The organism is Kineothrix alysoides (genome assembly GCF_000732725.1).
In the GTDB taxonomy this organism is placed as follows: Bacteria; Bacillota; Clostridia; order Lachnospirales; family Lachnospiraceae; genus Kineothrix; species Kineothrix alysoides.
In genome coordinates, this window is sequence record NZ_JPNB01000001.1 from 270743 (window position 1) to 295174 (window position 24432).

At 42.1% G+C, this 24432-nt stretch carries 26 protein-coding genes; 23 read left to right on the forward strand and 3 right to left on the reverse strand.

Annotated features, from left to right (window positions below; all coding sequences use genetic code 11):
• Window positions 1–47 precede the first annotated feature (47 nt).
• The 3 genes from CC90_RS0101240 (at window position 48) to CC90_RS0101250 (ending at window position 2323) form a co-directional block, all read left to right on the forward strand.
• The gene (locus CC90_RS0101240; protein ID WP_031389026.1) at window positions 48–806 is read left to right on the forward strand and encodes an SDR family NAD(P)-dependent oxidoreductase; all 759 of its coding nucleotides are present in this window, start codon (window positions 48–50) and stop codon (window positions 804–806) included.
• 57 nt (window positions 807–863) lie between these two features.
• The gene (locus CC90_RS0101245) at window positions 864–1427 is read left to right on the forward strand and encodes a TetR/AcrR family transcriptional regulator (RefSeq protein WP_031389027.1); all 564 of its coding nucleotides are present in this window, start codon (window positions 864–866) and stop codon (window positions 1425–1427) included.
• Window positions 1428–1528: 101 nt separating this feature from the next.
• Window positions 1529–2323: an SDR family NAD(P)-dependent oxidoreductase gene (locus tag CC90_RS0101250; protein WP_031389028.1), complete on the forward strand. Its 795-nt coding sequence runs from the start codon at window positions 1529–1531 to the stop codon at window positions 2321–2323.
• A gap of 64 nt (window positions 2324–2387) precedes the next feature.
• Here the strand turns inward: CC90_RS0101250 and CC90_RS0101255 are convergent, their stop codons facing one another.
• The 3 genes from CC90_RS0101255 to CC90_RS0101265 are packed head-to-tail and all read right to left on the reverse strand — an operon-like array spanning window position 2388 to window position 4714.
• Window positions 2388–3137, reverse strand: coding sequence for a LytR/AlgR family response regulator transcription factor (locus CC90_RS0101255; protein WP_031389029.1), 750 nt, complete (start codon window positions 3135–3137; stop codon window positions 2388–2390).
• A 15-nt stretch (window positions 3138–3152) separates the two neighbouring features.
• On the reverse strand, window positions 3153–3446 hold the full coding sequence (locus tag CC90_RS0101260) for a DUF1294 domain-containing protein (protein ID WP_031389030.1): 294 nt from the start codon (window positions 3444–3446) through the stop codon (window positions 3153–3155).
• 47 nt (window positions 3447–3493) lie between these two features.
• Window positions 3494–4714 carry an argininosuccinate synthase gene (locus CC90_RS0101265; protein WP_031389031.1) on the reverse strand — a complete coding sequence of 407 codons (1221 nt, stop codon included), beginning with the start codon at window positions 4712–4714 and terminating at the stop codon, window positions 3494–3496.
• Window positions 4715–5096: 382 nt separating this feature from the next.
• Here CC90_RS0101265 and argC point away from each other — a divergent pair, with 382 nt between their 5' ends.
• The 20 genes from argC to dcm all read left to right on the forward strand — a co-directional run bounded on the left by argC (window position 5097) and on the right by dcm (window position 24419).
• On the forward strand, window positions 5097–6044 hold the full coding sequence (gene argC / locus CC90_RS0101270; RefSeq protein ID WP_031389032.1) for an N-acetyl-gamma-glutamyl-phosphate reductase: 948 nt from the start codon (window positions 5097–5099) through the stop codon (window positions 6042–6044).
• 13 nt (window positions 6045–6057) lie between these two features.
• Window positions 6058–6633, forward strand: a complete 576-nt coding sequence (locus tag CC90_RS0101275) for a prolyl-tRNA synthetase associated domain-containing protein (RefSeq protein ID WP_031389033.1) — start codon at window positions 6058–6060, stop codon at window positions 6631–6633.
• An 11-nt stretch (window positions 6634–6644) separates the two neighbouring features.
• Complete coding sequence (locus CC90_RS0101280; protein ID WP_031389034.1) at window positions 6645–7088, forward strand: GNAT family N-acetyltransferase; 444 nt, start codon at window positions 6645–6647, stop codon at window positions 7086–7088.
• Window positions 7089–7177: 89 nt separating this feature from the next.
• The gene (gene argJ / locus CC90_RS0101285; RefSeq protein WP_031389035.1) at window positions 7178–8401 is read left to right on the forward strand and encodes a bifunctional glutamate N-acetyltransferase/amino-acid acetyltransferase ArgJ; all 1224 of its coding nucleotides are present in this window, start codon (window positions 7178–7180) and stop codon (window positions 8399–8401) included.
• A 144-nt stretch (window positions 8402–8545) separates the two neighbouring features.
• A complete protein-coding gene (gene argB / locus CC90_RS0101290; RefSeq protein WP_031389036.1) occupies window positions 8546–9454 on the forward strand; it encodes an acetylglutamate kinase in 909 nt (302 codons plus the stop codon).
• Window positions 9455–9491: 37 nt separating this feature from the next.
• Window positions 9492–10688, forward strand: a complete 1197-nt coding sequence (locus CC90_RS0101295) for an aspartate aminotransferase family protein (protein ID WP_031389037.1) — start codon at window positions 9492–9494, stop codon at window positions 10686–10688.
• A gap of 15 nt (window positions 10689–10703) precedes the next feature.
• Window positions 10704–12305 carry a sugar ABC transporter substrate-binding protein gene (locus tag CC90_RS0101300; RefSeq protein WP_035315093.1) on the forward strand — a complete coding sequence of 534 codons (1602 nt, stop codon included), beginning with the start codon at window positions 10704–10706 and terminating at the stop codon, window positions 12303–12305.
• 104 nt (window positions 12306–12409) lie between these two features.
• The gene (locus CC90_RS0101310; protein WP_031389039.1) at window positions 12410–12841 is read left to right on the forward strand and encodes a DMT family transporter; all 432 of its coding nucleotides are present in this window, start codon (window positions 12410–12412) and stop codon (window positions 12839–12841) included.
• Between the two features lie 133 nt (window positions 12842–12974).
• Window positions 12975–13697 carry a helix-hairpin-helix domain-containing protein gene (locus CC90_RS22030; protein WP_051869225.1) on the forward strand — a complete coding sequence of 241 codons (723 nt, stop codon included), beginning with the start codon at window positions 12975–12977 and terminating at the stop codon, window positions 13695–13697.
• Between the two features lie 47 nt (window positions 13698–13744).
• Complete coding sequence (locus CC90_RS0101320) at window positions 13745–14431, forward strand: response regulator transcription factor (RefSeq protein ID WP_031389041.1); 687 nt, start codon at window positions 13745–13747, stop codon at window positions 14429–14431.
• A gap of 17 nt (window positions 14432–14448) precedes the next feature.
• A complete protein-coding gene (locus CC90_RS0101325; RefSeq protein ID WP_031389042.1) occupies window positions 14449–15933 on the forward strand; it encodes a sensor histidine kinase in 1485 nt (494 codons plus the stop codon).
• 126 nt (window positions 15934–16059) lie between these two features.
• A complete protein-coding gene (locus CC90_RS0101330) occupies window positions 16060–16992 on the forward strand; it encodes a GerMN domain-containing protein (RefSeq protein WP_031389043.1) in 933 nt (310 codons plus the stop codon).
• 28 nt (window positions 16993–17020) lie between these two features.
• Window positions 17021–17695: a ComEC/Rec2 family competence protein gene (locus CC90_RS0101335; protein ID WP_031389044.1), complete on the forward strand. Its 675-nt coding sequence runs from the start codon at window positions 17021–17023 to the stop codon at window positions 17693–17695.
• Window positions 17696–18218: 523 nt separating this feature from the next.
• Window positions 18219–18488, forward strand: coding sequence for a hypothetical protein (locus CC90_RS22850; protein WP_132038491.1), 270 nt, complete (start codon window positions 18219–18221; stop codon window positions 18486–18488).
• Between the two features lie 111 nt (window positions 18489–18599).
• Window positions 18600–19139 (forward strand): hypothetical protein, encoded by a 540-nt coding sequence (locus CC90_RS22855; protein WP_051869227.1) that lies wholly within the window; start codon window positions 18600–18602, stop codon window positions 19137–19139.
• Between the two features lie 87 nt (window positions 19140–19226).
• A complete protein-coding gene (locus CC90_RS0101345; RefSeq protein WP_051869228.1) occupies window positions 19227–19673 on the forward strand; it encodes a hypothetical protein in 447 nt (148 codons plus the stop codon).
• Window positions 19674–19696: 23 nt separating this feature from the next.
• Window positions 19697–20176 carry a very short patch repair endonuclease gene (locus tag CC90_RS0101350; protein ID WP_035315094.1) on the forward strand — a complete coding sequence of 160 codons (480 nt, stop codon included), beginning with the start codon at window positions 19697–19699 and terminating at the stop codon, window positions 20174–20176.
• Window positions 20177–20180: 4 nt separating this feature from the next.
• The gene (locus tag CC90_RS22860) at window positions 20181–21872 is read left to right on the forward strand and encodes an AAA family ATPase (protein ID WP_051869229.1); all 1692 of its coding nucleotides are present in this window, start codon (window positions 20181–20183) and stop codon (window positions 21870–21872) included.
• An 11-nt stretch (window positions 21873–21883) separates the two neighbouring features.
• Entirely contained in the window at window positions 21884–23170 is a 1287-nt protein-coding gene (locus tag CC90_RS0101360) for an LlaJI family restriction endonuclease (protein WP_031389048.1), read from the forward strand.
• An 88-nt stretch (window positions 23171–23258) separates the two neighbouring features.
• Window positions 23259–24419, forward strand: coding sequence for a DNA (cytosine-5-)-methyltransferase (gene dcm, locus CC90_RS0101365; protein WP_031389049.1), 1161 nt, complete (start codon window positions 23259–23261; stop codon window positions 24417–24419).
• Window positions 24420–24432: the final 13 nt, after the last annotated feature.

Here is a 24432-nt window from a genome sequence, read left to right on the forward strand (position 1 = left end):
CAGGCTTCTTTCTGCTATATTATCGGTAAAGAAAGGAGAACTGTTTAATGGAATATGTATTAATCACTGGAGGAACAAGCGGAATCGGTTATGAATTAGCTCGTTGCTTTGCCAATAACTGCTATGGAATAATAATTGCAGCATCGGATATGACAAGATTAGAAGATACAAAAGAGAAGTTAGAGAAAGAATTTGCTGCTCCGATACTAATATATCAGCAGGATTTGACAAGACTGGGAGCTGCTGCAAAGCTATACGAAAAGATAAAGAATGATAAATTAAAGATTTCCATACTGATAAATAATGCCGGCTTTGGTCTGGTTGGTGAAACGGCCGAAATTGATTTTCAGCAGGATGAAAATATGATGATATTAAATATGATTAGTCTGGTTGAACTTAGCAAATTATTTATATCTGATATGTATAAGCATGGGAATGGAAAAATATTAAATGTTGCTTCTACGGGTGCTTTTCAACCCGGCCCGTATACCAGCACTTATTTCGCCAGCAAAGCTTTTGTATTAAGTTACAGTCAGGCAATCCGCCATGAGGCGAAATGGAAAGGTGTTCAGGTCTGCACGTTATGTCCCGGAGCGACTAAGACCAACTTTTTTAATTATGAAGGAACGGCAACCCCTAAAAATGCGATGCCACCGGAAATTGTTGCAAAATATTCTTATCACTATTTGATGAAGAATAAAGATATCATGATTCCGGGTCTGATCAATAACATAATGAAATTATTTCCGGTAAAGTTAAAAAGCTGCTGGGTAGCAAGAATGAAGAGTGTAAAAAAAAGCGAATGACAAAAAGTCATTGACAATCAGTCAATCAAATAATATACTTATTATCGGAGGTGAAACATGAGGATTTCAAAGGAGCCAGAGGTTCGAAAACGTGAAATTGCAGATACTGCGATGAGACTATTTGCAGAAAAAGGATATGAAGCAACTTCGATAAAAGATATTGCCAAAGCAGTCAATGTTGTACCTGGTCTATGTTATAATTATTTTAAATCAAAATATGAATTATTTGAATATGCAATAACATTATATGCAAGCGAATGTACCGCTCCTTTAGTGGCAGTTTTAGAAAGGGATGAAGAATCTGTAGAGGCATATCTTGAGAAAATATTTGATATATTTATTAAGAATGACGGAAAAGAAAAGTACCATGATTTTTATCATAAAGACGGAAATCAATTGTTCCATAAACAGCTGGAAATAGTTATGAATGATAAATTTCATCCATATATGAAAAAATTTATCATTCGATTAAATGAGAGAGGTTTATTACATGTGGAAGATCCGGATACTGTTTCAAAATTTATCGTATACGGACAGGCCCCTATTATAAACGATGATTCTCTGATGCCGGAAGAAAAAGCAGAAAAGGTTATGTCAATGATTAAATTATTATTGGAATAATGAATACCCCAGAAAAATCTGGGGTAAAAATATGAAAAACGAATGAATAAGTATCAATGATTAACGGTCAATGACGAAGATTGACATGGAGGAGATTAGAAATGACAAATGCAGTATTAATAACAGGAGCAACAAGTGGTCTTGGTTTGGCATATGCAAGAGAGTATGCCAAGGAAGGATATAATCTTATTATTACCGGAAGAAGGAAAGAGAAGATTAAGGATAATGCAAACGATATAGAACATACATATCATGTTAAAGTTAAAGTATTAATTGTAGATTTAGCAAATCAGGAAGGATTGGATTATCTTCTCGATGAAATTAAGGATGATGAGATTGAGGTGCTGGTAAACAATGCAGGATTTGGACTAAAGCCGGTATTGGCAGAAACGGCAAGAGAAGAGATGGATAGAATTATGTTTCTGCAAATGAATGCAGTAGTTATTTTAACACAATGTATTCTTAAAAAAATGTTGATAAAAAATACCGGAACAATCATTAACATATCATCGGACGGTGCTTTTGCAGTAATGCCGCGAAATGTTTTGTATTCTTCAACAAAGCTATTTATTATTAATCTTACAGAAGGACTGCATATGGAACTGGAAAAGTCTAATATTAAGGTTCAGGTGGTATGCCCGGGTTTCATAGATACTGATTTTCATGAAAGTGCAGGAATGAATGTTATTAAGAAGAAAAAGGGATTCTTGAAATTTTCTTCACCGGAGGATATTGTCCGTATGGCGATAAAAGATTTGAAAAAAGGAAGAGTTGTATGTGTGCCTGGGATAGAAGCAAAGATAGTTCGCCTGATGGTTTATTTTCTTCCAAGAAAAATGTTTTATAAAATAGCAATTAATTTTACGAAAAAGAGAAATAAAAAAATGAATAGATAAATGCAACGTGGAATTGATATAAGGGCTGTCTTAGTGAATAGATGTGGTGTAATCCTGCAACTATTTATAGCTCTTCGGCGGATTGCCGGAGAGCTTTTTTAATGTCCATGGAATAAGAGGGAGAAGTACGGATTACCGTACCATCCGTAAGTGTGAGCTTGGTTAAGGTCACCTTTTTTAAATAGATAACATTCACCATGGAAGAGCGGGAAACGGCAGCATAATGAGTATAAGCGGCAAGCTGGGAATATAAGTTCGTAATAGAACTGAGAACACTTATGATGCTTCCATCCTTCAGATAGACGTGAACATATCTGCCATCTGCCTTTGCGTAGACGATATCATCCTCTTCCACATAGCGTGTAATCGTTTCACCACGCAGCTCTATGGTAGGCATGATTTGATTTTTCAGTGCGGACATTTGATCGATAGAAGCGGATAATTCTTCCTTTTTAATCGGCTTGTCCAAGAAAAAGATATTGCGCCTTTCCACTTCGGAGTAAGCGCAAAATAGTTCCCGATAATCGACGGAAGAGACGCACAGCACGATAGGTGCGGTTACGCCTGCATCGCGAAGCAAAAGTGCCAGCGCGGCACCGTTTGTCTCTCCGGAAGCCATATCTATATAAAAAGCATCATAGATCATCGGAGAACGCATAATTGCGGGAATGCTGCCGTAGGAGTCCACGTAGAGGACATTGTTATCCTTTGCCCGTTTATCGGCTTCCCGCTGTAATAGCCTTTCCATTTGCTTGCGATCGCCTACGTTGGCGTCACAGATCGCTATATGAAGTGTAAAGCTTTCCGTTTGCATGATGAGACCTCCCACTTACATAATCTTGATTTGAACCGGAGAATATAGAATCGCCAGAATAAGGATTATCTGCAAAAGCAGAATCGCAGGCATGCCGTAGACGAAATACCAGTGCCTTGTTTTATGGCGGAAAGCATACATGCCCAGTATACAGCCGATGCTTCCGCCGATAATTGCCATAATGAAAAGGGTAGATTCAGGAATTCTCCATGCTTGTTTCTTTGCCTTATATTTGTCTAGTCCCATGAGACATAAGCCTGTGATGTTCACAGCTGCAAAATATACGAGTAATAAGGTTATGACGTCCATGGGCGGAACTCCTCTCTGTAACCGTCTGTCGATGATTACAGACCGGTTTATTTGGTTTTGCTTGCTTCCTGCATCTTCATTGCGCGTACCTTGCAGGAAAGACCGAATAAATTGATAAAGCCCTCCGCATCGTGATGGTCATATAAATCGCCGGTAGTAAAGGATGCTATGCTTTCATTATAAAGAGAATAAGGGGAAGTTGTGCCGGCCTTGGTGATATTGCCCTTGTAAAGTTTCAGCTTTACTTCTCCGGTTACGTACTGCTGAGTGGATTCGATAAAAGCCTGCACCGCTTCGCGAAGAGGAGTGAACCATTTTCCTTCGTAAACGATCTGCGCCAGTTTATTACCCATATCCGTTTTCAATGCGTAGGTATCGCGGTCGAGGATAAGCTCCTCCAACTGCTGATGGGCTTCGTAGAGAATGGTACCGCCCGGGGTCTCGTAGACGCCGCGGGATTTCATGCCTACTACGCGGTTTTCAACGATATCAATAATGCCTATGCCGTGTTTCCCGCCCAGAACGTTGAGTTCGCGGATGATGTCCGACACCTTCATCTTCTTACCGTTTACGGAAACGGGGATGCCCTTTTCAAAGGTCAGGGTTACGTATTCGCCTTCATTGGGAGCTTTCTCCGGTGTAGTGCCAAGTACGAGAAGGTGCTCGAAGTTCGGCTCGTTAGCAGGATCTTCCAACTCCAGCCCCTCATGGCTGATGTGCCACAAATTACGGTCGCGGCTGTAAGAGGAATCGGCAGAAAAGGGAAGGTCGATGCCGTGTGCTTTGCAGTATTCGATTTCCGATTCGCGGGAATCCATCGTCCATTTATCGTTTCTCCAGGCAGCAATAATCTTCAGGTCGGGAGCGAGAGCCTTGATTCCGAGCTCGAAACGAATCTGATCGTTTCCCTTGCCGGTAGCGCCGTGGCAAATGGCAGTAGCGCCTTCTTTGCGGGCGATTTCTACCAGCCTCTTTGCAATAACGGGCCTTGCCATGGAGGTGCCGAGGAGATATTTATTCTCATATACCGCATGTGCCTGAACGCAGGGAACGATATATTCGTCACAGAATTCATCCGTAACATCTTCGATGTATAATTTTTCAGCGCCGCAGAACTTCGCCCTTTCTTCCAGGCCGTCCAATTCTTCGCCCTGACCGCAGTCAACGCATACACAGATAACTTCATAATCGAAATTTTCCTTTAACCAAGGAATAATGGCGGTAGTATCGAGTCCGCCGGAGTAAGCCAGGATAACCTTTTCTTTCATTATTATTGCCTCCAAATATGATTAAAATGTGAATAAAAACGATGCACAGTTGTGCGCGGAACAAAATTGCTATGCAAACAATATACAACATTATTTTCTGAAATGCAAGAGTGAATTTATGTATAAAAACACATACAAACCATAAAAATATGAATAAAATAAAAAAATGATTGAATATTATGCAAATAAGATGTATACTTATGCGAAAACAAAGATAAAAGTTGCTAGTGTGTCCGGCGAAATATAAAACAGTTGAGATTTCATAAGGGAAATAGTATTATTTACCTTATGTATAGTATAAACGAGTGGAGCGAGTAAAAGAAATTCATAAAAAACTTGTGTGAATTTGCCGGACGTATATTGAGAAGAAGAGGTGAGACGGATGAAAACGAAAATTTTTATCGACGGAAGCGAAGGAACTACCGGACTGAGAATACATGAGCGTTTTATGGGACGCGAGGATATTGAAATACTTTCCATTTCCCAGGAGCTTAGAAAGGATGAAGAGGAAAGAAGACGATTGATCAATTCCTCGGACATATCGATTCTTTGCCTTCCTGATGCGGCGGCCAGAGAATCCGTCAGCTTGATTGAAAATGAAAGTGTAAGGATCATCGATACTTCTACTGCACACAGGACGAAGGACGATTGGTCCTATGGCTTCCCGGAGCTATCCGCAAAGCATAGGCAGGCGGTGGAAAAGGGAAAACGAATAGCGGTGCCGGGCTGCCATGCTACGGGCTTCATTTCCTTATTGTATCCTATCGTTTCGGAAGGAATATTATCCTCAGAATATCCGATCAGCGGCTTTTCCATTACTGGTTACAGCGGAGGAGGTAAATCCATGATTGCCCAGTACGAGGATGAGAACAGGGCGGAGGAATTCGACTCGCCGAGGGAATATGCGCTTAGTCAGCAGCACAAGCATTTAAAAGAAGTGAAAAAAATAGCAGGACTTTCAAGAGAACCTCTGTTTTCTCCGATCGTTGCGGATTATTACAGCGGAATGGTTGTTTCCGTTCCGGTATATACGGAGTTTTTAAAGGGCTGTCATACGCCGGATAAGCTTCGGTTATTTTTTAATGATTATTATGCAGGACAGAAATTGATTCGCGTGATGCCTCAGTCGGCGGAGGAAGAAATAAAGGGAATGATGGCAGGCAACGGCTGCTCCGGCTGGGATGGTCTGAAGCTTTATGTGACGGGCAACGAGGAGCGGGCGGTGCTCACCGCACAGTTCGATAACCTGGGTAAAGGAGCGTCGGGTGCGGCGATACAATGCCTGAATATCATGCTGGGTTGTGAAGAAGAAAAAGGATTGAATTTGTGAGAGGTAAAAAGTTATGAGCGATAAGAACGAAATCGCCCCTGATATGACAATTTATAAAGGGAAGCCTTCCCCGGAAGGGCGGCTGCTTAGAGAGACAGCGGTTTACGAGCTTTTAGAGAAGCTGAACATTCCATATGAAAGGCTGGACCACGAGGCGGTGGCGACCATAGAGGCATGTCAGGGAGTCGATAAGATTTTGGATATAAAATTATGTAAAAACCTATTTTTATGCAATGCCCAGAGGACGAAATTCTATCTTCTGCTAATGCCCGGAGAAAAGAAATTCAGCACGAAGGAAGTATGCAGACAGATACAAAGCGCCAGATTATCCTTCGCCCCTGAGCAGTACATGGAAAAGTTTCTGAATATATCCCCCGGAGCGGTAAGTGTTATGGGGCTGATGAATGATAAGGATAACGAGGTGCGCTTGCTTATCGACAGAGAAGTTCTGGAATCGGAATATTTAGGCTGCCATCCGTGTGTGAATACCACCAGCCTGAAGCTTAAGCTGGCGGATGTCATATCCCGCTTCCTCCCATATACAGGGCACGATTATACGGTGGTCGAGCTGACTGACGATGAAAGCTAGGAGGAAAAGGGATGGTTCGGACAATGACAATAGAGGATTATGAGGAAGTGCATGCGCTTTGGATGAGTATCAAGGGGTTTTCCATACGCAGCATCGATGATTCCATGGAAAGTGTGGAACGCTTCCTTAAGAGAAATCCTGAAACCAGCGTAGTAGCGGTGGAGGACGGAAAAATCGTAGGCACTATTCTTTGCGGGCACGATGGGAGAAGGGGCTGCATGTACCATGTATGCGTACACGAATCCTACCGCAGAAGAAGCATCGGAGAATCTATGGTGGAGGCAGCGGTGAAGGCTCTTAAGGCGGAGCATATTAGTAAGGTATCGCTGATTGCCTTTACACAAAACAGCACGGGAAACGCTTTTTGGAGCCGTATCGGCTGGACGAAGCGCGAGGATTTGAATTATTATGATTTTGTTTTGGATGAAGAAAATACAGAATCTATTAACAAATAACAAGTGATCGGCAAATAAAGGATATGGACTTATGGCAATGCTTAAGGAAACATCCAAATTTGCAGGCACCGAAAACATGGAGGATTGAGATGGAGATTATTTCGGGAGGAGTAACTGCCGCAAAAGGATTCGAGGCAGCAGGCGCGGAAGCGAACGTTAAATATAAGAACAGGAAGGATATGGCACTCATATACAGCCAGATCCCTTGTAAGGCGGCGGGAGTGTTTACAAGCAACGTAGTAAAGGCAGCACCTGTCTTGTGGGATAAAAATGTAGTGACCACCTCGCCCTATGCGCAGGCAGTAATTATAAATTCTGGGATCGCCAACGCCTGCACCGGTGTAAAGGGCTACGAATACTGCAAGCAGACGGCACAATGCGCGGCAAAAGAACTGGGAATACCTGAGGACGCCGTGTTGGTGGCTTCCACCGGTGTTATCGGCAAGCAGCTTCCCATAGATAAGATAACGGACGGAGTGTGCAAGCTGGCACAAGGAAAGGAGCGCAGCGAGTGCGCAGGAACGATGGCGGCAGAAGCGATTATGACCACGGATACCGTTTCCAAACAGGCGGCCGTAACTATCGAAATTGACGGCGTGACTGTTACGGTAGGCGGTATGTGCAAGGGCTCCGGTATGATACATCCTGATATGTGTACGATGCTTGGCTTTGTGACTACTGACATTGCAATTTCCAAGGAGCTTTTGCAGGAGGCGCTAAGCGAGGATGTTCAGGATACCTTCAACATGATCTCGGTTGACGGAGATACCTCGACAAACGACACGTTGGTCGTGCTGGCTAACGGCATGGCGGGCAATCGGGAAATTGTGAGCAAGGATGAGAATTATTATAAATTCACACAAGCCCTTCATTATATCGACGAAACCCTGGCGAAAAAGATGGCAGGAGACGGAGAAGGCGCGACCGCATTATTCGAGACAAAGGTCATCCGCGCGGCATCGAAAAAGGACGCGAAAATACTTAGCAAGGCGGTAATTTGTTCCAGCCTGACAAAAGCCGCCATCTTCGGACACGACGCTAACTGGGGAAGAATACTCTGTGCACTGGGCTACTCAGGAGTGAACTTCGACCCGGAAAAAATCGAGCTTTTCTTCGAGGGCGATGACAAAAGGATGCAGATATATAAAGACGGGGCAGCGGTGGATTACAGCGAGGAAGAAGCTACGGCAATCCTTTCGGAGCCGGAAGTCAGAGTACTTGTAGATATGAAAATGGGCGATGCCGAAGCGACGGCATGGGGCTGCGACTTGACTTATGATTATGTAAAGATAAATGCGGACTACCGGTCTTAAGCGCGTATAAAAATGCGGCTCTCAGGCGATAGGACTGGAAGAAAAAGAGGGAAAAGCAGAGAGTGTGCAGAAGCGTAAGCGCGAAGTATCGGGCGAGCAGTAAGAATGAAAGCAAGGAAAAAGAGAAAATCAGGAGATGGAACAATGGATAAAGATATGACAGAGGTGTTAAAAAAAGCGGAGGTCTTAATAGAGGCTCTTCCCTACATACAGCGGTTTAACCGCAAGGTAATCGTAGTAAAATACGGCGGAAGCGCTATGAGCAATGAAGAGCTTCAAAGGAACGTAATCAAAGACGTTGCCCTGCTCAAGCTCGTAGGTTTCAAGCCGATTATCGTACACGGCGGAGGAAAGGAAATCAGCCGCTGGGTAGGAAAAGTAGGCAAAGAAGCAGAATTTGTAAACGGTCTTCGCGTTACCGACGAAGAGACCATGGAAATCGCAGAAATGGTACTATCCAAAGTAAATAAAAGCCTTGTAACAATGGTTCAGGAGTTAGGCGTAAAAGCAGTAGGCATCAGCGGTAAAGATGGCTGCCTCCTAAAAGTAGACCGCAAATATTCGGATGGCAAAGACATCGGCTTTGTAGGAGATGTCAAAGAAGTCAACCCCGATTTGTTGTACGATTTGCTGGAAAAAGACTTCCTTCCCATCGTAGCGCCTATCGGTCTGGACGATAATTTTCAGACTTACAATATCAATGCCGATGATGCAGCCTGCGCTATTGCCAAAGCGGTACACGCGGAGAAACTGGCTTTTCTTACCGATATTGAAGGAATATACAAAGACATCAATGATAAGGACTCCTTCCTCTCCCGTATGAAGGCATCCGAAGCGGATAAACTGATAGAAGAAGGCTTTATAGGCGGAGGTATGCTGCCCAAGCTGGCTAACTGTACCTCGGCAATAAGAAACGGAGTGAACAGAGTCCATATTTTAGATGGAAGAATACCGCACTGCCTGCTCCTCGAAATCTTTACCTATCACGGAGTAGGAACCGCAATCCTCCACGACGACGACCAGCTCAATGACGTACCGGTGTCGGAGTCATAATATTGTGTATTCCCAAAAACAGAAAGGAGCCTCCATTATGAACCAGTCAGGAATGAAAGAATATATTGAAGAAGCTGAGAAAGCGCTTCTTCATACATACAATAGATACCAAATCGTGCTCGATAAAGGCGAAGGTGTCCACCTCTACGATATCGAGGGAAAGAAATATCTCGATTTCGTTTCAGGAATCGCAGTGTTCGCTCTCGGATATTGCAACAAGGCTTATAACGACGCGCTGAAAGAACAAATCGACAAGCTCATCCATACTTCCAACTACTACTACAACGTGCCTGCAATTGAAGCTGCCAAAAAAATAAAGAAAGTCTCCGGAATGGACAGAGTATTCTTTACCAACAGCGGAACCGAAGCGGTGGAGGGAGCGATCAAGGCGGCCAGAAAATATGCTTATTTAAAGGACGGCACCACGGATCATGAAATAATCGCCATGGAGCATTCTTTTCATGGAAGGACAATGGGTGCGCTCTCCATAACCGGAACTCCGAAATACAGAGAACCTTTTCAGCCCATGATTGGAAATATAAAGTTTGCACAGATGAATGACTTTGAAAGTGTAAAAAATCTTGTAACTGATAAAACCTGCGCCGTTATATTCGAAACCATACAAGGTGAAGGCGGTATTTATCCCGCAGAGAAAGAATTCATGGAACAGATAAAGGCCCTTTGCGGGGAAAAGGATATCCTTCTGATTCTTGATGAGATTCAGTGCGGAATGGGACGTACCGGGGAGATGTTTGCCTGGCAGCGCTACGGCGTGAAGCCCGATATCATGATGACGGCGAAGGCATTAGGGGGCGGCGTTCCGGTAGGAGCATTCCTCATGACAGAGCGCGTGGCACAGCAATCTCTCACCAGCGGAGACCACGGAACTACCTACGGAGGAAATCCTCTGGCAGCAGCCGCAATTAATAAAGTGCTTGATTTATTTGAGGAGAGCCATATAATAGAAAATGTGAATTCGGTTGCGCCCTATTTGGAAAAGAAGCTGGATGAACTGATAGAAAAATATGATTTTATTAAGATGCGGCGCGGTGCCGGTTTCATGCAGGGGCTTGAATTTACGAGGCCGGTAGGGGAAACTATCCAAAAGGCGCTGGATAACGGTTTGATTTTGATAAATGCAGGAACGCACGTTATCCGCTTCGTACCGCCTCTTATTATAACGAAAGCGGACGTAGACAATATGATTGCGATATTGGAACGGAGCCTTTCATAAACGCGGAGGATTAGTATGAGTCTTAAAAAAAGACTTTTAGGAACAGCAGTGATTTTGTGTGCGGCGGCAGCCGTTGCAGTAATCGGTTTTTCAGGAAGAACGATCAGTCAGGAGAAAGAAGAAACGATTTTTGCCAAAAAAGAAGACACTATATATTTCTGGTATACGGATGAAGCGCTCACCGATTATTTACACAGCGCTGCGGTAGCCTACAATAAAGAACATGAGGTCCGGGTGATTCCGGTTCTTTCTTCCGGGCTGGAATATCTGGAGAATATAAATAAATCTTCCATTCAGGCAGAGAACGTGCCGGATTTGTATATTATCAGTAACGATTCCCTGGAGAAGGCATATCTTGCCGGCCTTGCTTCCCCTATAGACGAAGGGAAGTGGGAGGCCATTAAGGAAGGCTATCCCGATGCTGCCAGACTGGCGGTGACGTATAAAGGAGAGGTAATAGGCTACCCCTTCTATTTCGAAACGAGCGCGTTACTGTATAACAAGACTTATTTGGAGGATTTTGCTAAAGCGCAGATTGAGGCAGAAGCGGATGCGGCGCTGGGAGAAGAGACGATGGCTGAAATCCAGGCGAGTGAGCCGAAGGAAACGGATCAGGAAGCCGCCGGTGTATCCTTAGATGAGGGAGATATGCCCGATATCACAGATGGGAACACAGGCGAAGAGACCGTGGTAGATGCCGCTACGCAGGAAAAAATCGATGAGAGGATAAAGACGATTCTTCCAGCGACCATCGACGATATTTTGAACTTCGCTAATGAATACGACGCGCCGGAGCAGGTAGAAGCAGTCTTCAAATGGGACGTAACGGATATTTTCTATAATTATTTTTTTGCGGGAAATTATATGATCGTAGGCGGCGAGTCAGGAGACAGCACGGCGAACATGAATATTTACAATCAGGATGCTATCGATTGCCTGAAGGTATATCAGGATTTGAACCAGTTCTTTTCCATCGATACGAAGGAGATCAGCTATAAGGACATTATAGATGATTTCATCGCCGGCAAGATCGTATACACGGTGGCGACCACCGATGTTGTAGCCAAGCTGGAAGAGGCCAGGGAAAACGGAACCTTCGCTTACGATTACAGCATAGCTCCGGTGCCGGATATCAATAAAAACCTATTGACAAGATCTCTTTCGGTAACGAGCTGCGTGGTGGTGAACGGCTATTCCGATAAGCAGGATATTGCGAGCGATTTCGCGAAGTTCTTAACCTGTGAATATACCGATACGCTGTATGCGAGAACCGGGAAGGTAGCTTCCCGCTACGATGTGGATTACGGAAATATCAATCTTCAGGAATTCGTGAACGAATACGAGATTTCAGTTCCGATGCCCAAGATGATAGAAACAAGCAACTTCTGGGTGGAGTTAGAAATTGCCTTTGCACAAATATGGGACGGCGCAGATGTGAACGACAGGCTGCGAGAGCTGTCGGAGAAGATCATGACGCAGGTCACCGGTGAGCCTTATACGGAGACAGCCATAGAGGAAGCCGAGGAAGAGTCTGAACAAATCGAATATTTGGATGAAAACGCGCTCAGGCAGGAGGCTCAGGAGAGCGGCGAGAGTACAGGCAATACCGGCGATTGATTTAGGATTCCATTTTAGGTGTTCATTGAATATTTTTCCAATCATATGGGTAAGAATATCAGAGAAGAAGTTTTAAAAACTCTTTTGGTATACGGAGGACCCATATGATTGGATTTTTTATTGCACTTATTTCAGGCGCTTTGATGAGCATACAAGGTGTTTTTAACACGCAGGTTACAAAGGATTCGGGAATCTGGGTGGCCAACGCTTTTGTACAGCTTACGGCTCTCCTTGTCTGTCTGGGCGCATGGCTTCTTACGGACAGGTCATCCTTCGGCGCGCTGCTGAAGGTGGAACCGAAATATATGCTGTTGGGCGGAGCTATCGGAGCCTTCATCACCTATACGGTAATTAAGAGCATGGATATGCTCGGACCTGCGCGGGCGGTAATGCTAATCGTGGTGGCCCAGCTTCTTGTGGCATATGTGATAGAGCTCTTTGGCTGGTTCGGCGTGGATAAGCAGCCGTTTGAAATGCGCAAAGTGATAGGAATGCTCATAACAATTGTAGGAATTATTACTTTTAAATGGAAATAGGAAGAAAAGGCACTTGTAAATGCCGGATAATTATCTTACAATAAAACTACAGTCGCATAGAGGGGTCTTCCTCATACGGTTGAAAGCTTTACGAAAAGCTTTCAATATAGGAATATGAAAGGAAACTATGCGGATGAACAACAGAATAATAAATAGGATGAAAAGCGGTATCGCAGCCGGAGCTTGCAGAAGACTTCTTGTGCTTTTTCTTCTATCCCTTTGTCTGCTTACTGCCGGAGGCTGTGAAAGCAAGGAGGCGGTTCTCTTGGAAACGGAAGATCTCGTATACAATGAACCGGAACCGGCAAAAGAGGATGGGCAGGAAGAACGAGAGGCTGAGTCGGCAGCGAAGGAACAGATGGAGGAAGCCCATCTGTTTGTACATATATGCGGAGCGGTGCGAAATCCCGGGGTCTATGAGCTGGAACAGGGAAGTCGTATTTTTGAGGCAGTAGAGGCAGCAGGCGGATTCCGTGAGGACGCATGCGAGAATTATGTGAATATGGCACTGCAGTTGGAGGACGGCTGGAAAATCGTCATCCCGACGGTGGAGGAAAGCGAAGTCATGCTGGCGGCGGGCGACACATCAGAAGCTGCTTTTTCATACGGTTTGCCGGATGGTGCAGTCATTTCCGGTTCCGGGACGAAGGGAGCCGAAAGCGGGCTTGTCAATATCAATACTGCTTCCGGGGAGGAGCTTTGTTCTTTGCCCGGTATTGGAGAGAGCAGGGCGGACAGCATTATCGCATATAGGGAAAAAAGCGGCGGGTTTGCAAAGCCCGAGGATATTATGCAGGTGGAGGGAATCAAAGAGGGAATGTTCTCAAAACTGAAGGATAAGATTTGTGTCAAGTAAGCAGATATACTTTGGATAAATATTAAAAGGGGATAACGAGGTGTGAGATGAGCAAAAGGGTATTGGTAGTAGATGATGAAAAATTGATAGTAAAGGGTATACGGTTCAGTCTGGAACAGGACGGTATGGAAGTGGACTGCGCCTATGACGGCGAAGAGGCGCTTTCCTATGCCAGAAGTAAGAATTATGATATTATTCTTCTGGATATAATGCTTCCGAAGTTTACCGGCTTCGAGGTATGCCAGCAGATTAGGGAATTTTCCAATGTTCCCATTGTTATGCTGACCGCAAAAGGGGATGATATGGATAAAATTCTCGGACTGGAATACGGTGCGGACGATTATATTACCAAGCCCTTTAACATTCTGGAGGTAAAGGCAAGAATCCGTGCAATCATGCGTAGAACGGAGAGAAAGGAAAAGGCGGAGGAAGCAGCGAAGATCATAGAGAGCAAGGATGTAAAGCTTGACTGTGAAGGACGGCGGGTATACATTGCGGGAAAGGAAATCAATCTGACGGCGAAGGAATTCGAGGTACTGGAGCTCCTTATGCTGAATCCCAACAAGGTATACAGCAGAGAAGGCCTTCTGAAAATTGTATGGGGCGCGGATTATCCCGGGGATGTTCGTACGGTGGACGTTCACATCAGAAGACTGCGCGAGAAGATAGAAGTGAACCCGAGCGAGCCGAAATATGTGCATACAAAGTGGGGAGTAGGATACTATTATGCCTGACTTGACGGGGTCTTATCATGGAAATTAAGATAAAAAGTTTACTGCATCAATTGAAAATTCTTAAGAGTCTTAAGGCACGAATCTTTGTTATTGTTTTTTTGATAGGCATTATTCCGAGTTTTATTATACGTTTTGCCATATTAGAGAGCTATGAAGACCGTGCTGTCAGTTTGCGCACTTCGGATGTGCAGAACCAGCTAAAGATTATAGCTAATCATCTGATTACATACAACTATCTTAAGGACACCTCTTCAGAGGTAATAAGCGCGGAGTTAGAGCAGTTGTCCAACCTTTACGACGGGCGTGTAATCATTATCAATTCCAATTTGAAGGTAATAAAGGATACGTATGCGATCAGCGAAGGAAAGACGATCATTACCGAAGAGGTTATTAAATGCTTTAAAGAGGGTAAGGGCGTATCCAATTATGACAGGGAGAATGGCTACATTGAAATGACCACTCCTATCATAGAGACGTCTGGTGTTGCGCATGCGGAGGCTGGAGATTCCAAGACTTCCGATATTGTGAGCGGAGTGATGCTGACGGGTGTTTCCACGGACAGCATTATGACAACTATGGATATTTTGAATAGAAAAGCGTCGATTATGGGCATTCTCATGATGTTCATCATCTTTGTGATCGCTATGGTATTGGCCAATGTGCTGATAAAACCCTTTGACCGTGTAACAAAAGCAATCAGTGAGGTAAAAGAGGGCTTTACGGACGAACCCGTTTCCGTATCGGATTATCTGGAAACGGAGCATATCGTGGATGCCTTCAATCAGTTGATAAATCGGATGAAAGTGCTCGATACCTCCAGACAGGAATTCGTTTCCAACGTGTCGCACGAGCTGAAGACGCCCATCACTTCCATGAAGGTGCTGGCGGACTCGCTTTTGACGCAGGAGGAGGTGCCGGCGGAGCTGTATCGGGAATTTCTGGTAGACATTGCGGCTGAAATAGACAGAGAGGATAAGATCATTAACGATTTACTTGCTCTTGTGAAGATGGACAAAAAAGCGTCGTCCTTAAATATCAGCGTAGTGGATATTAATGCGCTGACGGAGATCATATTGAAGCGCCTCCGCCCTATCGCGAGAAAGCGCGATATCGAGGTGGTATTCGAAAGCAAGCGTCCGGTGGTGGCGGAAGTGGACGAAGTAAAGCTTACGCTCATCATTACTAATCTGGTGGAAAATGCTATTAAGTACAATAACGAGCAGGGTTGGGTAAAGGTAATACTGGATGCGGATTACCAGTTTTTTACGCTGGATATTATGGACTCGGGGATAGGAATACCGGAAGATTCCCTGGAGCATATTTATGAGCGGTTCTATCGTGCGGACAAGTCCCACTCGAGAGAAATCGGAGGAACCGGTCTCGGGCTTTCCATTGCGAGAAATGCGGTGCTTATGCATAGGGGCTCTATAAAAGTGTTCAGCGTAGAAGGGGAAGGAACAACTTTTACGGTGAAGCTCCCGTTGGGCTACATTTCAGCGTAGGAGGCGCATAAAACAAGATACGAAGTATGATGCCAAACACGGCGAGAACACTTGTTTCGCGTTTGCGGCAACTGTGAAGATAATGAGTGGAAAATGCTCAAAAAACAGTGATATAAGGAGAAGGTAATGAAGAAAAAGTTAATATTTGTGCTCATGATCTTCTGTTTATTTTTAACGGCGGCCTGCAGCGGAGAAGAGCAGGTGGATAAGAGCAGAATATATAAGATCTATGGTATAAATAAAAACGAAACAAAGATTTTTTTCAATGAATATGTAGCAGAGAATACGGAGGAGGAGGCGTTGATCGACGAGCTGCTGACACAGCTTGCAGCTACTCCTGAAAAACTGGAATACAAGGCTCCCTTAGCCGGTGAATTTAAGTTGTTAAGCTATTCTGTGGAGGAGGGCCAGCTCATCCTTAATTTTGACGAGCATTACAAGAATCAGCCGGTTACGACAGAGGTTCTGGTACGTGCGGCAATCGTCAGGACGATGACGCAGATAGAGGGAATCAGCCACGTTTCTTTTTATGTGAAAAATGATCCTTTGACGGACAGGGAAGGAAATGTGCTGGGGACGATGTCTGCGGATATGTTTGTGGATAATTCCGGAAGTGAGATCAACGCTTATGAAAAGGCGACACTTCGCCTTTATTTTGCGAACAAAGAAGGCAATAGGCTGATAGAGACGAACCGGAAGCTCATTTATAATACGAATATTTCCATGGAGAAGCTCATCGTCGAGCAGCTTATCGACGGTCCCAGCGAGCAGGTAAAGGGGGAGGTTTATCCGACCATCAATCCTGATACGAAAGTTATAAGCGTTACGGTAAAGGATGGAACATGTTATGTAAATCTAAGCGAGAATTTTTTAACTGTTGCAGGTAATGTGACCTCCGATGTAACCATATATTCTCTTGCCAATTCTCTTGTGGAACTGGCTAATGTGAATAAGGTGCAGATCGCGGTAGAGGGGGAGACGAATATTATGTTCCGGGAGAATACGAGTCTCGTTACCTCGTTCGAGAGGAATCTGGACATCGTTACGCCGGCGGAGTAGGTGAGCAGCTTATAGAAGGAGGAGGTTTATGCGAAGGCCTCTATGTCTGTTTTGCCTGACATTTGTGGTTGTGCTGGTTTGTTGTATGCGGTTTATACCGATGCCCGTCCCCGATTACGGAAGTCTGGATGGGCGGCAGCTTTTACTGGAGGGTCAGGTCTATCAAAAGGAGTACCGGGTATTTGAAGACGGTAATAGCGTCAAAAAGGTTCTTATTCTCTATCTCAAATCAATTCATATTCCGAGCAAGTCGGAGCATTCTATTAAAATTCCACAAAAAAGATTACACAATATTATATGTTATATGGAATCCGGGACGGAGCCTGCCATCGGAAGTACGGTACGAGTGGAAGGGACCGTACAGTGTTTTCGCGAGGCTTCCAATCCAGGAGAATTCGATGTGCGCGCTTACTACCGCATCATGAAGCTGGATTTTAAGCTGAACAAGGCGAGGTTAACAGCTCGCAGCCTGGAATATGACAAGCTGCGGGAGGGGTTGTATCTCATAAAAAAGAAGCTGGGAGTTTCACTGGATAACTGCTTTAATAAAGAGGATGCCTCCATTATGAAGGCGATGCTTTTGGGAGATACGGGCAATATGGATGAAGAAATAAAGGAGCTTTATAAGCGAAGCGGAATCATTCATATTCTGGCGATTTCCGGTGTTAAGACTTTAAACTTGGTATCCCCAGCCACCTCATAAAACCCCATGGATTGGGCATTCTTGCTAGTGTGTTTTGCTAAAATGCACATTCATAAAGAGTAAATATTGCGTGCATTTTAACCCATTGTCGCTTACAGATGTTCAGGGGGGGCAGAATCCAAGTAAATAAAATGGCAAAACTATACATCGTTCAGCAAAACTATGAACGATATAGCAAAACGTTAATTGTCTGGCGAGGGGATAGAATATATATTTTTGTTATAGAAACAAAGGGGGTAATCTGTTGATATCTTATGCTTTTGAAAGAAAATGCATCAGTGGAGATTAGGCAGCAAAATAGCGGCAGATTTGATTGTAAAAAATGGTAGTCTGTACTATAATAAAATGCATACATATCTTTAGGAGGTTGCTATGGGACTGATTGAAGAATTTCAGAGTAGCTCTCAGAATATTTTAGAAAAAAAAACTTAGACAAATTATAGCATGGTCTGGAAACGGCAATATTCTAGAAGATTCTACATACCAAGAGTTAAGGATGTTTTTTTCGGAGATTCCCACTGTTGTGTTAATAAAATATATAGATGAATGCCTAAGTAGCAGTGAGAAATTCGATGGCAATGGATACGTTTTACAGGATTTAATAAATGAGATTGGTAAACGATTAGGCTATTCGGTTATCCACGGAAGATTCAAAGGTAAGAAGGGGGAAAATGGATTTGATGGTTTATGGACTGCGCCAGATGGTTCATCAATCGTCATGGAATCCAAAACAACAGATATATATAGCATAAGCCTTGATACAATTGCCAATTATCGACAGCAATTAATTTAGGAAAGAAAAATAGATAAAGGAAATTCATCTGTACTTATTGTTGTTGGAAGATACGATAAGGGAGATTGGGTTAATTTAATTCGTGGTTCAAAATATGCATGGAATATGAGGGTGATTAGTGTAGAATCATTGCTGGCACTTCTTAATATCATGGAAGCCACAGAGTCTGTTGTTACGAAAAACCAAATTGTACAGCTGTTAAAACCACAAGAATTTACTCAATTAGATAGACTGGTTGAATTAATATTTCCACCAAAAGATTATGCTACTGTGGAGGAAAGAATAACAAATAAAGTATCAATAGTTGAAATTCCGCCATTACCAGATATGAACTTAAAGGTAGGCGCTTTCATAAAGACCGCCATGAGACAGTTGAGTGACAGTGGATATGTTTTTTCAAAGCAACAACTAGAAAAATTGACATCTAAAGAATGGAGTAAACAAACATTTAATACGAATTGGCCGTTCGTCCAGATATATAGTCCAAATGAGCATAATGGTATTACAGATGCAAACGGCAGGGTTCGTTATTGGACAGGTCTTTTTTCTTTTGGAGATGTTAAATTGTATGTTACAAAGGAATTATATTTAAAAGATCATAACAAAGAAAAATTTGTGGAATGGTATAAAACGTTAGAAGCCGCTCTGTGATGAGTGGCTTCTGTGTAATAAAATTGTGTAGGATAACATAATAAGAATATGATTTCCATCAAAATGGATTGGAAAGGCGGATGACATATGTTTACAAATGTAGCAATTAAAGAATTAAGTGCTGTGGAAGTAAATAACTGGACAAGTAATCAACACGAATTTCACGGGGTTGCAGCTTTAAAAAAATTATTTGGTTATAACCGTCAATATCTTGATGCGCAGTTTTTCTATTTATCCAATAATGGAACTGAAGTCAAAGAGAGTGGAGATCTGACTTGGTATGATGCAAGAGCAAATTCAATAGACCGCACAGAGTTTCGTTTATATTATACAGCAAATGGTGCAGTTCTTAGAGCACAGGCAGGACATACCTTAATTGTAGGATGCTGTAGTGATGGAAGTGTTAAAATTATAATTGTAAAAAAAGGGACGCAATTGATAAATTATATTATTAATTCTCTTGGGATGCCAATTGGGACTTCTTATAAATTTGTTAATGAAGCACAAGCGACGCAATTTGATGCTTTGTTATGATAAATAAGTTTTGAGGTGGTAAAGTGGATTGTTTAACAAAAGAACAACGCCATAAAAACATGTCGCATATAAAAAGTAAGGATACAAGAATTGAAGTTGTGTTGCGACATGCACTTTGGAAAAGTGGATATCGGTATAGAAAAAATTACAATGACTTACCTGGAAAACCCGACATTGCAATTACAAAGTACAAAATTGCAGTTTTCTGTGATAGTGAATTTTGGCATGGAAAGGATTGGGAAGTATTGAAATCACGTTTGAATAAAAGTAATAACTCGGAGTTTTGGATTACTAAAATAGCTCGTAACCGTGAAAGGGATGATGAAGTTAACAAAAAACTTTTATTTATGGGTTGGACAATCATTCGTTTCTGGGGACAGGACATTATAAAAAGTACAGAAGCATGTATTAAGGTTATTGATGAAACAGTGCATGATATTCTTTTTGGGACCGATGTATTTGATAGCGAAGATGATATTCTGACTGGAAAGGCGAAGGAGTGAAACGATGAAAGACTTAAATGAATTAGCATTAACATTGCAGCGTTCATACAAGGAAGAATTTGATTCAAAGGAGATTCTATTATCTGATTCCTTTAAAGAGACGTATGGAACTTTTTTGAGAAGTATATCGCAGGATATTGATTATACACAGCATACGGCAACAATTACCTCTGCAGGTAATTTGAAGATGTATATTCCGAATCAATGGTTTAGGGCAGCAGCGTTTATGGTCCCATATGTATCCGAAATAGTAGAATATAAAAAATTAGCTGAAAAGATTTTGTCAGAGAAGTTTGAATCGGTCAAAGATAAAAAGCAGTATTACTCTGACATGAAAAATACTAAAGACACTGATGCTATAGAAAGGCTGAGAAAATGGATTACTGACTATTGTGATATAAATGCTATTTCTGATGATGGGATTGTGGCAGAGCAATTAACTTCTTTTATATCAAATTATGAATGGTGGTTTGGTAGTAAAACTATTGATCGTGGAGATTATTACGTATCCCCAGTGTTAGCACTATTAGGTGTGGTGAATGCATCTCAGAGCTATATAGCAGATATTAGCTATAATTTAGCAACCCATGCGGAACTTGCAGTTGCTTCGGAAGAAATGTTAAAATCCGTTTCAGAAGAAGATGAAGAGGGAGAAATATTTGCTCCAGCTGAAATAATTAATAGTGAAGTTGAACGAAAAAAGGGTGGCATAAATGAGATTGTGTATGGTGCGCCTGGAACTGGAAAGAGTCGTTATCTGGCTGACAAATATAAATCGGCACCACTAACTCGCAGGGTAGTGTTTCATTCGGAATATTCATATTATGATTTTATCGGAGTGTATAAGCCCGTTCCTATTTATAAGAATTCAAATGATATTTTTAATACAATTGATGGACAAGTCTTTACACAGGGGGAACCATATATTGATTACCAATTTGTTCCAGGTCCATTTATCCGTGTGTTGGTTGAAGCTTGGCTGGATCCAGGCAGAATGCATACATTACTTATTGAAGAGATAAATAGAGCAGATGCGGCAGCCGTGTTTGGCGAGATATTCCAATTATTAGATAGAGATGTGGATGGAAACAGCGAGTATTCATTTGAGCCATCTAGGGATTTAAAAGAGTACTTGGCGTCAATAGTTGGCATGAAATTTTATATTGAGAAAGGAATTTCCATACCATCCAATATGAATATCGTAGCTACAATGAATAGTGCAGACCAAGGTGTAAAGCCGATGGATTCTGCTTTTAAGAGACGTTGGAATTTTCACTATGTTCGTATCAACATTAAAGGTGCTGTCCATGAAAATGCAAAAATCAGATATGCCGGAAGAGAATGTTACTGGGGTACATTAATCAGTATTATTAATCAAAAATTAGCCGGTGGTACGATACAATTAGAGGAAGATAAATTAATCGGACCGTACTTTATCAAGCCAGATGAGGTTGGAAAAAAACGTGCAATAGATAAACTTCTGTTGTATTTATGGGATGATGTGCTGAGACACTACAGGGATTCCTTTTTTAGCAATGAAATAAAAACATTTGCGAGCTTGTCAGAAAAGTTTGAAGAAGAAGATGTATTGGATATTATTCATCCTCCATTTGATATTGATATGCTCATTTCGGACAGTATTGAATTGAATGTAGAAGCGCAGATTGTAAATGAAGAGGAAGATGCAAACGAATAGGAGGTACAGGCATGGAGATGAGTCCTATTTGTCTGAGCGACTCTCAATTATACAGTCTATATATGTTTCCACAAATTGCAGAATATTTAAAGAATTATCCAGATATTTGCGTTGTTTATAACCACACTTTTCAATTTAAATTTACCGGAGTACTAATTATTAATAATCTTCCAGTTATTGTGTTTCCAAAGAATTACAAGATACAAGAATCCCTACAGATACAAATTGAGGAAGCAAGTATTTTGACAAGAACTTTGATTCGATATCGCAACGAACCAGTGCATGAGATCGAGGAGAATAGGTATTTGTTTGGAGATTCAGCAAATTGCAATGCACGAATAACAACTGCGATTCGGATCATTGAGGACTACAAAATGTATGGGTATCTTCACCGTAATCTTGAAACCTTTTCAACAACAAGAAAAGGAAAAGTCGAGTGGGCAAAAACGATTAATAAAACGATTCCAAGCATAAATCATGGACGCGTTGCCTATAGCAATCCTGTCATGAAAAGTAGCAGGGACGACAGCCGAAATACCATTTGTAGAATACACCGCTATATCGTTTCTGATGCAGTACAAATATGGGGGTGGTTAACTGGAATGCATATAGACTATGAAATGTCTGAAGCAACAATGCCGTGCCCTGCAGAAGATGGAATTTTTGTTTTGCAACAAGAATTAAGAAATGTATATGTACAAAGAGAGATTGGACTAATCAAAATGATGATTGCCTATCTTAGGGCAAAGGCAGGAGTGGAACAGAACTTCAATAAAGAGATTCTTGGAACACAATATTTTAGCTTTGTATGGGAGGCTATTTGTGGATATATGTTTTATAATAAATATCCAGTATTAAATTCTTTGGTCCCCCAGCCGGAATGGGAAAGTGATATTGTGGAAGGTAGAATATCACAAAGGCCAGATGTGTTTACTGTGCACAAGGATGTTCTCTATATTTTGGATGCAAAGTATTATAATTTCAATTCAAATCTTCCGGGATGGCACGATGTTGTTAAACAAATGTTTTATCGGCATACAGTAATGTTGAACTTAAAAACACCACATGGAAGACGAATGCTGCCAAAGAGTACAGAAGTTAAGAATGCATTTTTATTCCCAGGAAGCGAAAAAACATCTTTACAATATGTTGGGAAGGTTTTTGTTAAAGGAATTGATGATTTGGGGGAAGTCAAGGCTTTTGCGGTGAATCAACGTGATGCTATGAGAATCTATGCATACAGAAATGATGATGTTTATCGTAATGAAATTGTGAATCAACTTGCGACACAGTGCTAATTCACACATGAATCTATCTCAAAACCGCTTTACTTCAAGGGTGAAATGTGATAAAATCAGGACAAATTGACCTGAGATGGGGGACGAGATGAGTACAAACATATTAATAAAAGAAAAGAGAAACAAATTAGGCCTTACCCAGAAGGATTTTTCTGATGCACTAGGGATGGGAAGAAACGGAGAAAGAACCCTTAGAAGATGGGAAAATGGAGAGTCCTCTCCCTCAAATATTGAATTGAATCACGTGTTGAATTTTGCTTCTGAAGTTCCCTTTGAAAAGAAAAAAGATATGAGATTCAAGTTTATCGATTTGTTTGCGGGAATAGGTGGAATACGCATCCCTTTTCAGGAATTAGGAGGGGAATGTGTTTTTACATCAGAATGGGATAAGTTTTCTCAGAAAACTTACAGAATTAATTTTGGAGAAGAGCCATCGGGTGATATTACTAAAATCACTGATACTAAGGAACACATTGAGCAGATTCCGGATTTTGATGTATTATTGGCAGGATTTCCATGCCAACCATTTTCGCAGGCTGGATTAAAAAAAGGCTTTGCAGATACAAGAGGAACTTTATTCTTTGAGATTGAGAGAATCATAGAGAAAAAAAAGCCCAAAGCTTTTCTGCTAGAAAATGTTAAACAGCTGCGAGGTCACGATAAAGGAAGAACCTTAAAAGTGATTTTGCAGCACTTGGTAGCCCTTGGATATTTTGTGGATTATAGTGTGCTGAGAGCAGCTGATTATGGAGTACCACAGAACAGAGAGCGAATTTACATTGTTGGATTCGATAAAAAACAAATAGACATACCTAGCCATTATAGTTTTCCATATCCACAGCCGACGCATGAAATTACGAGGGTTGGCAGCATTTTGGAGACGAATGTCGACGAAAAGTACACTATTAGTGATAAACTGTGGGAAGGTCATTTGCGAAGAAAGAAAGAGCATCAGGAAAAGGGAAATGGCTTTGGTTTTTCGCTAGTGAATGCAGATTCCGAATATACGAATACAATTAGCGCGAGATATTATAAAGATGGAAGTGAAATACTGGTTGAACAGGAGGGATTGAACCCGAGAAAGTTGACACCAAGAGAATGTGCAAGATTACAGGGATTTCCAGAAGAATTTATTATTCCGGTGTCAGATACACAGGCATATAAACAGTTTGGTAATTCGGTGGCGATTCCTGTTATACGAGCTGTAGCAAAACAGGTAATTAGTGAAATGAATAGACTCAAGAAATAAGAGAAGTGGGACT